The 12,030-nt window shown below is 45.3% G+C and carries 10 protein-coding genes; 7 read left to right on the plus strand and 3 right to left on the minus strand.

What is annotated here, in order from left to right; all coding sequences use genetic code 11:
- Nucleotides 1-297: 297 nt before the first annotated feature.
- Nucleotides 298-2,319 (plus strand): T9SS type A sorting domain-containing protein, encoded by a 2,022-nt coding sequence (locus A3EU_RS0117140; RefSeq protein WP_020537419.1) that lies wholly within the window; start codon nucleotides 298-300, stop codon nucleotides 2,317-2,319.
- Between the two features lie 56 nt (nucleotides 2,320-2,375).
- Here A3EU_RS0117140 and A3EU_RS0117145 read toward each other — a convergent pair whose 3' ends face one another.
- The 3 genes from A3EU_RS0117145 to A3EU_RS0117155 all read right to left on the minus strand — a co-directional run bounded on the left by A3EU_RS0117145 (nucleotide 2,376) and on the right by A3EU_RS0117155 (nucleotide 3,970).
- A complete protein-coding gene (locus A3EU_RS0117145; protein ID WP_020537420.1) occupies nucleotides 2,376-2,762 on the minus strand; it encodes a YkvA family protein in 387 nt (128 codons plus the stop codon).
- A gap of 183 nt (nucleotides 2,763-2,945) precedes the next feature.
- Nucleotides 2,946-3,533 carry a hypothetical protein gene (locus A3EU_RS0117150; protein WP_026211442.1) on the minus strand — a complete coding sequence of 196 codons (588 nt, stop codon included), beginning with the start codon at nucleotides 3,531-3,533 and terminating at the stop codon, nucleotides 2,946-2,948.
- Nucleotides 3,534-3,751: 218 nt separating this feature from the next.
- Nucleotides 3,752-3,970, minus strand: a complete 219-nt coding sequence (locus tag A3EU_RS0117155) for a hypothetical protein (RefSeq protein ID WP_020537422.1) — start codon at nucleotides 3,968-3,970, stop codon at nucleotides 3,752-3,754.
- 254 nt (nucleotides 3,971-4,224) lie between these two features.
- Here A3EU_RS0117155 and A3EU_RS0117160 point away from each other — a divergent pair, with 254 nt between their 5' ends.
- The 6 genes from A3EU_RS0117160 (at nucleotide 4,225) to A3EU_RS0117185 (ending at nucleotide 11,970) form a co-directional block, all read left to right on the plus strand.
- Nucleotides 4,225-5,121 (plus strand): DUF4412 domain-containing protein, encoded by an 897-nt coding sequence (locus tag A3EU_RS0117160; protein WP_169433368.1) that lies wholly within the window; start codon nucleotides 4,225-4,227, stop codon nucleotides 5,119-5,121.
- Nucleotides 5,122-5,634: 513 nt separating this feature from the next.
- Nucleotides 5,635-6,882 carry an efflux RND transporter periplasmic adaptor subunit gene (locus A3EU_RS0117165; RefSeq protein ID WP_020537424.1) on the plus strand — a complete coding sequence of 416 codons (1,248 nt, stop codon included), beginning with the start codon at nucleotides 5,635-5,637 and terminating at the stop codon, nucleotides 6,880-6,882.
- A gap of 68 nt (nucleotides 6,883-6,950) precedes the next feature.
- On the plus strand, nucleotides 6,951-8,384 hold the full coding sequence (locus tag A3EU_RS0117170) for a TolC family protein (RefSeq protein ID WP_020537425.1): 1,434 nt from the start codon (nucleotides 6,951-6,953) through the stop codon (nucleotides 8,382-8,384).
- Between the two features lie 295 nt (nucleotides 8,385-8,679).
- Entirely contained in the window at nucleotides 8,680-9,345 is a 666-nt protein-coding gene (locus A3EU_RS0117175) for an ABC transporter ATP-binding protein (protein WP_020537426.1), read from the plus strand.
- 127 nt (nucleotides 9,346-9,472) lie between these two features.
- Nucleotides 9,473-10,807, plus strand: coding sequence for an ABC transporter permease (locus tag A3EU_RS0117180; RefSeq protein ID WP_020537427.1), 1,335 nt, complete (start codon nucleotides 9,473-9,475; stop codon nucleotides 10,805-10,807).
- Nucleotides 10,804-11,970 carry an ABC transporter permease gene (locus A3EU_RS0117185; protein ID WP_020537428.1) on the plus strand — a complete coding sequence of 389 codons (1,167 nt, stop codon included), beginning with the start codon at nucleotides 10,804-10,806 and terminating at the stop codon, nucleotides 11,968-11,970. Before A3EU_RS0117180 ends, A3EU_RS0117185 begins: the two co-directional genes overlap by 4 nt.
- Nucleotides 11,971-12,030: the final 60 nt, after the last annotated feature.

A 12,030-nucleotide genomic window follows, 5' to 3' on the forward strand; every position in this document is an offset into this window, starting at 1 on the left:
TTCATTATAGTTTCGCCAATTAATTGGCTAACACGCAGGCACAGCATCTTATTGGTGCTGTGCTTTTTTCGTTTTAGGTTATTGGGTAGGGGGTAATCATTTACTTTCTTTTATTCGGGTATTTGTATTTCGAAAATGAAATTTTCCATCAAGCTATAAGAATTTAGGCGAAGAAATGTAATACTAATTCTGTTGGTTGTGCTGCTAAATTTAGGCTGTTGTTAGTGAAGAGATATTACTCGAGGAGTATCAATTCCTAACCTGATTTTAGTTGTTTTAAAACCAAAAGAATAAATTATGAAAAACATTTTATGGTACCTTATATTACTTTCTTGCTCACAGTTAAATGCCCAAGTAAACCTGATACTGAATCCAAATTTTGAACAAGGGAGTGTACCAAATGCTGCTGGACAGATTGATTATGCGACTTATTGGAGTGATGGGTGTGGTGTACAGAGCTTTAATGGTCTTCCGGTCATTACCTCTGATTTGTATGATGCGGCAATAGAAAATGGTGGTCCAATGTGCCGTTTTGATGTACCCGTAAATAGGCACCACACGAATTTGCCCGGTAAAATAGGGAATCGTTATGCCGGGTTTATTTCTGGAGGCCCTAATACTCCTGGAGAACCCTTGAATGATTATGGCGAAGCAATACGTGGAACATTTTCACAAGCACTAGCTGCCTCGTGTACTTACAATTTCAAAATGCATATCGCTAATGCCGAAAGGAGAATTTATAATCCTGGAAATGGACTAGGTACTGGGAACTGTGATGAAACTTCTACCCCCTACATTGTAGATCCCGGAAAAATTGTAGAAGTTGTATTACGTAAAGACGACGATTGTGACCTGGAGAAAGTGGTCCTAACTTTCAATCTTAATGATAGTCAGTCATGGTCTGCCTACGAAGGTTCTTTTAGCTTAAACCAACAAGATGCTGCCGAAGGGTATAATCGTTTCGAAGTAAGAAGGGCCTTTACCTCAAATGACCTAAGGATTGCCTTTGATGCCTTTAGTTTATATGTTGATCCTGATGCGCTGGATTTGATACCCTCAATCAGTGGTGATGATAATTTTTGTAGTGGTGATCCACTGACCTTTATCGGTGATGAGGGCCCAGGTACCCCAAATGTACACATGTGGGAAATTGCAGAGTCGGATGAGTTTGGCAATTTAATCGCAGGGGGCTTTACTTGGAACACATGGATTACCGGTGCTCCCGGGACTTATACTTTTCCTTCAAATTTAAACCTTGTTTGCAATAGGTACTACCGTGTAGCTATGGTCTTGGTTAATGATTGTTACGATTGGATCGGGACAACCAAGGTCATTAGGATCAATTGTAATCCCAAAGTGCCGAAATCTGCCAACTACAGAATTTGTGAAGGGGACTGTATTACGCTTGCTGATGGAGTGTTGTCGCTTCCTAACTACGAATACCATTGGTACTCCAACCATCAAGAAATCAACAATGGGAATCAATTACCCCTAACGGTTTGTCCAGATGAACCTACGGTCTATACCTTGATCGTGGTAGACCAGACTACTGGCTGTTCATCAGTTGCTAATTTTCAAATTGGACTTGAGTACGTGGGGCCAGACTGGAGCCACAGTGAGAACACCTCCAATAACAATTACTACACGATTACTGCTGTTGCAAACAACTTGAATACCAGTGGTATACCTGGATTTGGATATGCTTGGAAAATAGAAAAGCTAGACCAAAATCAGGATCCAGTATGCCAACAATACAATGCTTCTTGCTGGTGGACTCATCCCGCACCTACCAATTTTAGAAGTTTTAATGGAATTGACTGTTCCATAGATTGTAACTTTAACCAACCGGGTAAATTCCAATATGACACTTACTATAGAATCACGCGAGGTACATGGTCAGACAATTGTCGGTGGCGGCAACAAAGTAAAATTTTCTACACGAGTGGTACTAGAGCAGGAAATGGCCAACGAGCAGTGATTGTAGAAGAGGTACAATTACCTAGTTTGGAAGCAGAAATGAAAAATAGCAGAAGTGAAGTTGCTCTTCCTGTGGCGCTTGCAGGTCTAGAGGTTTACCCAAACCCTAACGATGGAATGCAAATAAATATCAATGCAAGCCATTTAGCAATGGGCGAAGGCACTGCTTTATTGACTTTATTTTCACTTGATGGTCGATTGCTATTTGAAAAGCAGGTTGAGGTTAGTAATAACGAGATAAAGGCTAACTTGAATTTAGCTAATGAAGTTCCAGGAGGTGTCTATTTTTTACGAATGATGACGCAAAAGGATACTAGATCGCAGCGTATAATTATCCGCTAATAAAAAATCAAACTAATTATCAATGGCACAGCATCCTCCAAGGTGCTGTGCCAATTTTATAACTGATCGTCTACTTCTTTAAGCTCTGCCTCATTGTAGTCTCCAAACCATTGATGAAGGCGGCCTCGGGCCTTTTGTCGTACATCTTGGTTGATGTAAGCAGCAATCGTCACCAGACCGAACGCCAAAACGCCCAAGTCATCGGTATAGCCAAGGATCGGCGTAAGGTCAGGAATAAGGTCAATCGGTGCTAAAAAATAGCCGAGCACCCCAAGTATGATACTTCGCGCATAGAACGGGGTTTCCTTTCGGCGATAGGCATAAAAAAGGAGAAGCGCCGAATAAACAATCTTTACTCCCGCATTTCGGGCTTGGCTTTTTAGTTTAGCCCAAAAGCGCTCGTCAGAGAAATAGCGCTGGTATTTTTTTATCGTTTTTTTCATTGTATCAGAATGTGCTGTCAATATAACACCTTTAGTGGATGATTAGGTCATTTATTAGACAGATACCCCCCTTTTGTACGATCTAAAAAAGCCATCAAAGTACTTGGACTTTGATGGCTTACTAGTATAAATTATCCTCTTTTTGAGGAAGTAGTGTTTTGGAAATACAACAGTGGATAAGTCTTAAAAATCGTCAGAAAACCCTCCCATCCGGAAGGTGATGGTTCCTAGCGGACTGCTAAAGTCATCGTTGTCTAACTCTTGTAGGCGAGTAGCACCATTAACCCAGCGGTATCCTCCTGTGAAGGTCATTTTTAGCCATTCCGTAAGGTTAACTTCAAAGCCTAATTCGGGGGTAAGAACGAAAACGCGGTCGGTGAAAATATTGTCTTTGTCTTGCCGCAGTCGGGCTTTACCCCAGCCTATCTTAGCACTCCCGTAGAAGTGGATAAGCTTGTCGGATTTTGGTACAATCCCCATCCACAGGCCGCCATGACCAAACTTGAGGTCGTATTCGCCAGCGTCGTCACCTTGGGTAATCGTATGCACCGGGTAGCTGGTGCCCATGCCGTAGCCACCAATAAAAACGGGCGACATAATCAGGGCACCGCCGCCGCCTACATCGGCACCAACTTCGCCATTAATGGAACCTGTTTCGATGATAACCGCTCCAAAGGCACCCGTTACATCCAGGTTGTTGAAAAGGGTTTCCTGTGCGCCTAGCTGACCAATGAGGAGCAGGCCAAATACAAGTGGTAAAATTTTTCGCATTGCTGTTTTGTTGTCGGTGATCTCCGGGGTATTCCCGAAGTAAATGTTGCTTTCCTTGGAAAGATGTGAGAAACAATGCTTTCCCCCTACTCGGATCTTGTTTTTTTCAAAACGAAACACGCTAATAAAGGTTGGGCTTTCGGCAGGATACCGAAAGCCCAGATTACTCATCGTTTTCCAACATAAATCAATAGAGTGTGCTACATGCCCTTCTCTAGCTAGGCAGCTTCCGCAAAAGCACCATAAACGGCAATGAGCTGCTCAATGGTTATTGGCTGACTGACATGGAGAACACGGCGAGCTTTGGTATAGCCATTGGGCTTCAATTCGAAAATGGTGACCAAGGCCATCGTTGGGTCAGAAGAGGGTTGTAAACGGATGCGGAGTCTTTCGTTATAAGCCTCCACCATGCCGCGAGAGAGTTTACGCGTTTTCATAGGTGTGGGGGTATTAGACTACCGTTTTCTTTGAGTGCTAACTCAAAGAAAATCAGTTAATAAGGTTCGGGTAGAGATACAAGATTATGACTGTTAAAATTCCCGAATAGTGTTTTTTTTTGAAAAAATGTAACGATTATTGCCGTCGTTCCATTAATGTCAGGAACAGAGAAAGAGAATTCCAAAACACCCAATGACCATCAGTTGGTGGTTGTTAAAAATGAATTTAGATGCAATTGAGTAAAGTTTTATTTATGAGTTTTATTTGCCTTCTACTGAGTGTGGCTGGCAATGCCCAGGAGCGGGTAAAAAATCGTGCAGAAGACAAAGCTAACCAGCGCGTAGATCAGAAAGTAGACCAGGCAGTAGATAAGGCCGCTGATGCGATTGAAGGTCTGTTTCGTCGTAAAAAGAAGGATGAACCAGAAACCGAAACACCAACGGAAGAGGGCGAAGTACTGGAGGACAGTACGCCCGATGCTAATGCCAGTGAAGGGGGCTTTTCTGGTATCAGTTTTGGTGGCGAATTCGAGTCCTACCAGAATCCTATAAAAATGAATATGTCGATGGATATGGTCAGTACTAACAAGCGAGGCAAAGTGCAAAACCTTACCATGCACTATACATTCGATACATGGGCTACCGGTATGGAAATGATCTCCGAAGATGGCACCACCCGTATTTTGATGGATAACAAGGAGGGTAAAATGACCATGATTACCGAAGACGATGGCAAAACCCAGGGCATCCTCATGCGTCAACCTAGGGTAGACTACAGTGATTTTGTGCCTGATGAAAGTGAATTTACCATCACCGACCTCGGCAATACCAAGGTCATTAATGGCTACAATTGCAAAGAGTATCTCATCGAGCACGAAGAAGGTACCACTAATGCCTGGCTAACCACCGATCTGGAAGTTGATCGTGATGCTATCATGCGTGCAATGTCTGCGCAGATGCGCCAGAAAAGGAACAGTAATTTTTCTACAAGTGTATTCGCTGTCGAAGGCTTCCCTATCGAGAGTAACACTGTTTCAGAAAACGGGAAAGAAACCGTCAAAATGACGTACTACAACCTGAAATTTGGCGATGATGTAAACATGGATGTTTTTGACACCAGCGGTATAGAGATTCTGAATATGGGCTTTTAGTACAAGACCTTATTTTACTTCAAGCAAGCCCCCTAGAGAGATTACCTTTCTTGGGGGTTTGCTCTTTTATCATTCTTTTTGGGGCAGGCCCGCCACTCGTTCCGGGGCCGGCCGGGCTATCCGCTCTCATGCCTGCTGCGCATGGCATACCGCTTCTATCCCTGCCTGTGCTCGTTCCTGCGCCGGGCTCCAAGCTACGCTTTACGCCTACACGCCGAATATTAATTCCTATTAGATGAGAGTCCGAATGAATCAAAGCGGAGGGCTATACTTCCACGCCCGCAAAATAATCTAACCAACAACTATTAACCAATCTAAAATCGCCCACCCCGTTCGGCGTAGATTGTATCTACGTCGTGTACCTCCCCCCTCTTTGATGGCCTAAAATCGCGCACTCCTACCGTCCGATATCAAACAGGTAGTGGATTTGTTTATTTATAAGCATTTGATTTTCATTGTTTTAGTTTTTTGGCATGTCCTTGGCACTATGATGGTCAAACAGTAGCCATTACCATGGATAGAGATATCGACGAAAAGAGCATTCAAAAAAATCGCCGTAAAGGCTGGGGGCGTATTGCTTTGGTAATACTGGTGCTCTTGGCCGGGTTGTGGGGTTTTCGAGCCTTGTTAAAGCCCAGCGCCAAAGCTTCCGATTTTCGTTTGGCGAATATCGAACGTGGCGCTTTGGAGAGCACCATTACTGCTTCGGGGCGGGTAATTCCCTCCTTTGAGCAGCAGATCAACGCCCCGATAGCTACGGATATCACCAAAATTCACCTCCGCACCGGTACCGAGGTCAAGCCTGGCGACCTTATTCTTGAACTCAACCGCTCTTTTATTGAACTTGATGTAGCTGCTCGCCGAAGTCGCTTGGATTTGCGCCGCAACTCCATCGATTTATTACAACTAGAGCTGGATCGTGATTTGCAGGAATTGGAATACAATGACCAAATCAAAGGTTTGGAAGTAGCTGCTGCTAAATCCCAACTCGCTGATGCCCGCCGCTTGGAAAAAATTGGTGGTGCTACTGCCGAAGAAGCAGAGGCTGCTGTCACCCAATTAGAGATTTTGCAACTGGAAAAAGCAAAGCTCGAAAATGAGCTTAATTTCCGCAGGAAAAGCCTGGCAGGTCGCCGTCGCGAGGTAGTTCTTGAAGCCAATATTGAAGAACAGGAATTGCAAGAGATGGTCAATAAAATGGCCCTCACCGAAGTTCGTGCCCCTGGCCCTGGCGTCATTACCTGGGTCAATGAAAACATTGGAGAACAGGTGCCTGAAGGAAATCCGCTGGTACGTGTTGCCGACTTGCGCAGCTTTCAGATCGAGGGCAGTTGCTCCGATCGTTATGCAGATCGTATTGCGGTTGGCCAGCCGGTGAGGGTACGTCTCAGCGGGGAGCAGGTCAACGGCCAGATCATTAATATCCTTCCCGCTGTTGCCAACAATACGGTAGAGTTTGTTGTCAGCCTTGAGGTTCCCGATCACCCTCAATTGCGGCCGAATATGCGGCTCGAAATCTACATCGTCACCGACGGTAAAGCCGATGTGCTGAAGGTTCGCCAAGGTCCCGTATTTAAAGGTGGACTCCGCCAGCCCATTTTTGTGATGCGGGGAGAGGAAGCCGTAAAAGTAGAGGTTCGTACCGGTATCAGTAGTGGTGATTACATCGAATTACTGACCGACGAGCTTAAAGTCGGTGATCGAGTCATTATCAGTGACACCCATGATTTTGAACACCTGAATAGTATGAAGTTGGAATAAAGTAGGGTTCGCGCAAGAGCGCGCTAAAGCACGCGAAACCTAATAATTGTTCTCAAAAGAAATCAACGATGAAATTTTTGTCACCAATAATATCGGTTGCTTTTTTGCTTCTTACGACTTCTGCCTATGCACAGGCCGTAGATTCTCTATCGCTGGATGAATTTCTGAGCCTTGCCCAAAGCCAGTCGTTGCGGAAACAGGCCGCCGAACGTGATCAGCAATTGGCCAAGCTGGATTACCAAATTTTCAGGGCCGACCTCAAGCCTCAGCTTACCCTCAACGCCAACATACCGAACTACCTGAAAACCTTCAGCGAGATCACCCAGCCTGATGGTACGATCCGCTTTGAAGAAGTCCAAAACAATAACTCTGCATTAGGGCTGGACCTACGCCAGCGGATAGCCGCTACGGGGGGACAGCTGTTTTTGCAAACCAACCTCCAAAGATTTGACGATTTTGAATCTGACTTCAGTATTTACAATGGCCTCCCTTTTCGAGTGGGTATTATTCAACCCGTATTTGCTTACAATCCGTTCAAGTGGGAACGGCAGCTAGCACCGTTGCGTGTCGCTGAAGCGGAAGCCAATTACCAGCTCGACTTGGAGATCATTCGCGAAGAAGTCACCCAACTGTTTTTTGATTTGCTAATGGCAGGGCAGGAGAGTCGCATTGCGGATACCAACTTTGTAGCCAACGAACGGCTTTACGCTATCGCGGAAGAACGTTACGAATTAGGTAAAATTAGCCGCCGCGACCTCCTGCAACTTGAACTGGAGAAAGTATCAGCCCAGCGTGCCCAAATCAATGCAGGCCAAGCGGTACGCCAAACGTCTGCGGCTGTTGCTATTTATTTGGGCCAACTGCCCGACGAGCATCATTACCGTGCCAGCAACCCCGAAGCGGAAGCTGCCCTGGAAATTACCGATGAACAAGCACTGGCATGGGCTCGTGCCAAACGCCCCGAGTGGTTGGCTTTCCAACGCCGTTTGCTGGAAGCTCGGCAGGCCAGCGACCAAGCACGCCGCGAGGGTGGCCCTGAGTTATCATTGGTAGGTGCCATAGGCCGAGTAAGAAGTGGTACAGAGCTATCGACTATTTATCAGGATGCTTTACCGGAAGCTTTCCTGGAGTTGCAAATCAGCGTTCCTATCCTGGATGGTGGCCGCCGCCGGCATCAGCGGGAGCGTGCCGAAGTGCTACAATCTTTTGCGGAAGTATCCATTGAACGCGAGCAACTGACACTAGAGAACGACGTTCGTACGAGCGTCCAGCAATTTCTAAGTTTACAAGAAGAACTGGAACTGGCTACTCGCTTGCGCGAATTAGCTGCCGAACGCTTCCGGATTACGACCGAAAGTTACATTCTGGGAGCAATTCCACTCTCGGACCTGACCCTTGCCCAACGCGAGAAAGACCAGGCTGCCCGTACTTACTCCGATACCCAACGCGCCTACTGGTTGGCTTATGCCAGTCTGCGGCAGTTGACATTGGAAAATATATAAGAGGTACTAGGTACTTTGTATAGGGTATAGAGGTTTTTGATAACCCTAGATTCAAGAATATACCAAGTACTGTTTACCTAAAGAATCACGATAAACCAACTGTTCCTTCAAAAATAGACTTGTTATGCTGGGTCAGGTCGGTGGGGAAATCGATGCATTATCGACCACGCGAAGTCTTTTTTGAGGAGCTTAGCCTTAGCTAAGCGACTCAAAAAAGGCACAGTGTGGGAAGATAAGGCGCGATTTAACCTCGATATGATCCCAGCATAACAAGTCTAAAAAAAACCTTCCTAATATGCTGAATTTGGAAAACATCAGTAAAGTCTACCGTACTGATACGATCGAAACGCTGGCGTTGAATACCATCAACATGAAGATCGAAAAAGGAGAATTTCTTTCTATCATGGGCCCTTCTGGTTGTGGTAAAAGCACCCTGCTCAATATCATGGGTCTCATCGACGAGCCTAGTGAAGGCAGAGTTGTTGTTGCAAACCAGACTGTCGCCGATTACAACAGTAAAGCGACGGCACGTTTCCGTAACGAGCATCTGGGCTTTATCTTTCAAAGTTTCCACCTGATAAATGACCTCTCTGTTTTAGACAATGTAGAGTTGCCTCTTCTTTACCGTAAGGTGAGCAGCAAAGAACGCCGCCGCTTGGCTGAGGAAGCACTGGAACAAGTAGGTCTTCACAATAGAATGCGCCACTTCCCGAGCCAGCTTTCGGGAGGGCAGAAGCAGCGAGTAGCGATTGCGCGTGCCATCGTTGGCCGACCAGAGATCATTCTCGCCGATGAGCCTACCGGTAACTTGGATAGTGTGATGGGTAATGAAATTATGGATATTCTCCTCCGGCTCAATGAACAGGAGGGAACCACTATTGTAATGGTCACCCATGATGAACGCATGGCTCAACGCACACACCGGTTGGTGCGCCTTTTTGATGGCAGCCAGGTGCAATGAGGCAAAGCCTCACGTACATCGTACCAGGTACTTAGTACTAGGTATTTGATGACGTAAAGTCGGATGTTTGCTATTTTATAAAACTGTACCAAGTACCAAGTACTCTGTACCCAGTACCTTAAATAAAATGCTTAGAAATTACTTCAAATTGGCGCTCAAAGTATTGGGGCGCAATAAATTTTTCACGGGCATCAGCCTGTTTGGCATCAGCTTTACGCTGTTGATTCTTATGGTGATTACGGCTTTTTACGATGCAGAATTTGGTAAAAATCCACCCTTGTCGGAAAAAGGAGAAATGGTGATCGTCAATCGGCTACAGAAGGAGTTGGTTCGTCCCGATACTACTTGGACGATAGACTCTACACTAATGGATGGCTTGATGGCTTATGACTCGACTTACGAGATTGGAGAAGCAGTGAACAGTACCTCTGTTTCCAACCCTAGTTTTAAATTTCTGGATGACCATCTTCGCGGTCTGGATGGCGTTCGTAAATATACGTTCTTTAGTCCGGGGCACGATTTTAATGTCTTTTTAGAAAACCGAAAACTATCGGTGGCTGCTATTTATACCGATGCTCCTTACTGGGAAATCTTCGACTTTAACTTTATAACTGGTGCACCTTTTGGGGCAACTCATCTACGTGATGCTAGTCAGGTAGCGGTGATGACCAGAAAATTAGCCCGAGAATATTTTGGCGATGAAGAAAAAGCGATCAACCAAGAAATCGAAATTGGAAATCGCAGTTATCGCGTTATTGGCTTGGTCGAGAAAGCATCTACCACGAGCCCAATGGTGGCCGCTGATATCTTTCTTCCTGTATCTACCATGGAGGATCAAGATCTTGAGGGCCGGGGTTTTCTAGGGAACTGCAATGCTGTTTATTTAGCCGAAAACGCCCGACAAATGCCGCTAATTAAATCGGAGCTCTCCAGTAGAGTTGCCGCAGTAGCGATGCCTAATCCAGAGGAATATAATCGCATGGAAATCATTCCTGTCAATTTTGGGGAGTGGTATGCCAGTGAACTCATCGATCAGGATGATCCAGCAAAAGGGTTACAGCAGATTCGCCTGGTTTTCGGTTTGTTACTGTTGTTTTTCGTGCTATTGCCTACCCTTAATTTGATCAATATGAATCTGAGCAGGATCATGGAACGTGAGGCCGAGATAGGGGTGCGGAAAGCTTTTGGTGCGTATTCCGGGACGATTCTTTACCAGTTCGTTTTCGAAAATATTATCATCACGTTTATCGGTGGAATTATCGGAATGATACTGGCCGTAGTGGTCTTGTATCTGATCAACGACAGTCAGGTACTCCCCGAACTTACCTTAGGTTTTAACCTGAGGGTATTTGCTTACAGCATCCTTATCTGTCTTTGTTTTGGGATTGTTTCGGGCCTGCTACCTGCTTGGAAGGTATCGCGTTTACAAATTGCGGACGTTTTAAAAAGTAACCAATTATGATCAAGCATATTCTTACCCTGGTTTGGAATAAAAAGCGCAATAATGTGCTGATGCTCTTGGAGATATTCGTAGCGTTTTTGATTCTCTTTGCAGTTTTTACGTTTACGATATATTACCTCCGTATTTATCAATCTCCACTTGGTTTTGAAACCGAAGATACCCTGTTGGTCAATTTAGCGATGGACCAAGAAATGGACTCCCTAGCCTTGTTGGAAATGCGGCAGCAATTGCGTCGAGAAATTGAAAGCTACCCGGAAGTGGAAGCAATGTCATTTCTCTCTGGAATCACGCCTTTTTCTGGTTCGATGTGGTCGTGGGGAAATGATGATAATGGCTTTTACATGCAAACAGCCATCTTTCCTACCGATGAATACTACCAGAAAACCGCTGATATTGAACTGGCAGAGGGGCGATGGTTTGAGGAAGAAGACTATACAGGAACTTACCCTCCAGTCATTATCAATCAAAAGTTGAAGGATACTTACTACCCGGACAAACCTGTTTTGGATTCTCTGTTTACGCTTGATGGCGAAAATAAGATTGTAGGTGTCGCGAAGCATTTTAAGTACCAAGACGAGTTTTCCGAAGAAATCCCTTTAACTTTTCTACTTCGGCCTCTTCATCACAATGATTTGAATAGTATCCAAATAAGGCTTTTACCCAACACTCCTGCTGAGTTTGAAGCGAAACTGAATGAAGGCCTGGCGCGTATTACCAAGCGTCGTGATTTTGTCATTCTTTCGCTGGATGCTCGTCGCGAGCGTACCAGTCGCCTGACGTGGATACCCCTCATTGCGGGCCTGTCCATCTGTGGATTTTTGATTTTAAACATTGCCCTTGGCCTCTTTGGGGTACTTTATTATAGCATCAATAAACGTCGGGCAGAGATAGGTTTGCGCCGTGCGCTGGGAGCAACTAAAGGAGAAATTACCAGCCAATTTACACTAGAAGTATTCCTGGTCGCTTTTGCGGGAATGCTCTTGGCTGCGGTTTTGGCTGTTCAGTTCCCATTATTGAATATCGTCGAAATACCGGCAAATAATTTCTACTGGTCGATTTTGGCTACCATGTTACTAATCAGCTTGGTCGTATTGGGATGCGCCGTTACGCCCAGCCGGCAGGCTGCAGGCATCCATCCGGCACAAGCACTGCATGAGGAATAGTAGCAGGGTGTAAGGGTGTAAAAGTCGGGTAGGTGTAAAGATTTTCACCAACAACCTTCA

The sequence above is a fragment of the Lewinella cohaerens DSM 23179 genome (assembly GCF_000379805.1).
Taxonomy (GTDB): domain Bacteria; phylum Bacteroidota; class Bacteroidia; order Chitinophagales; family Saprospiraceae; genus Lewinella; species Lewinella cohaerens.

Bases quoted from the DNA above. Each gene is read 5' to 3' on its own strand.
- A3EU_RS0117160 (WP_169433368.1), top strand. From the start codon at position 4,225: ATGAGTTTTATTTGCCTTCTACTGAGTGTGGCTGGCAATGCCCAGGAG.
- A3EU_RS0117185 (WP_020537428.1), top strand. From the start codon at position 10,804: ATGATCAAGCATATTCTTACCCTGGTTTGGAATAAAAAGCGCAATAAT.
- A3EU_RS0117150 (WP_026211442.1), bottom strand. From the start codon at position 3,533: ATGCGAAAAATTTTACCACTTGTATTTGGCCTGCTCCTCATTGGTCAG.
- A3EU_RS0117180 (WP_020537427.1), top strand. From the start codon at position 9,473: ATGCTTAGAAATTACTTCAAATTGGCGCTCAAAGTATTGGGGCGCAAT.
- A3EU_RS0117170 (WP_020537425.1), top strand. From the start codon at position 6,951: ATGAAATTTTTGTCACCAATAATATCGGTTGCTTTTTTGCTTCTTACG.
- A3EU_RS0117155 (WP_020537422.1), bottom strand. From the start codon at position 3,970: ATGAAAACGCGTAAACTCTCTCGCGGCATGGTGGAGGCTTATAACGAA.
- A3EU_RS0117165 (WP_020537424.1), top strand. From the start codon at position 5,635: ATGGATAGAGATATCGACGAAAAGAGCATTCAAAAAAATCGCCGTAAA.
- A3EU_RS0117175 (WP_020537426.1), top strand. From the start codon at position 8,680: ATGCTGAATTTGGAAAACATCAGTAAAGTCTACCGTACTGATACGATC.
- A3EU_RS0117145 (WP_020537420.1), bottom strand. From the start codon at position 2,762: ATGAAAAAAACGATAAAAAAATACCAGCGCTATTTCTCTGACGAGCGC.
- A3EU_RS0117140 (WP_020537419.1), top strand. From the start codon at position 298: ATGAAAAACATTTTATGGTACCTTATATTACTTTCTTGCTCACAGTTA.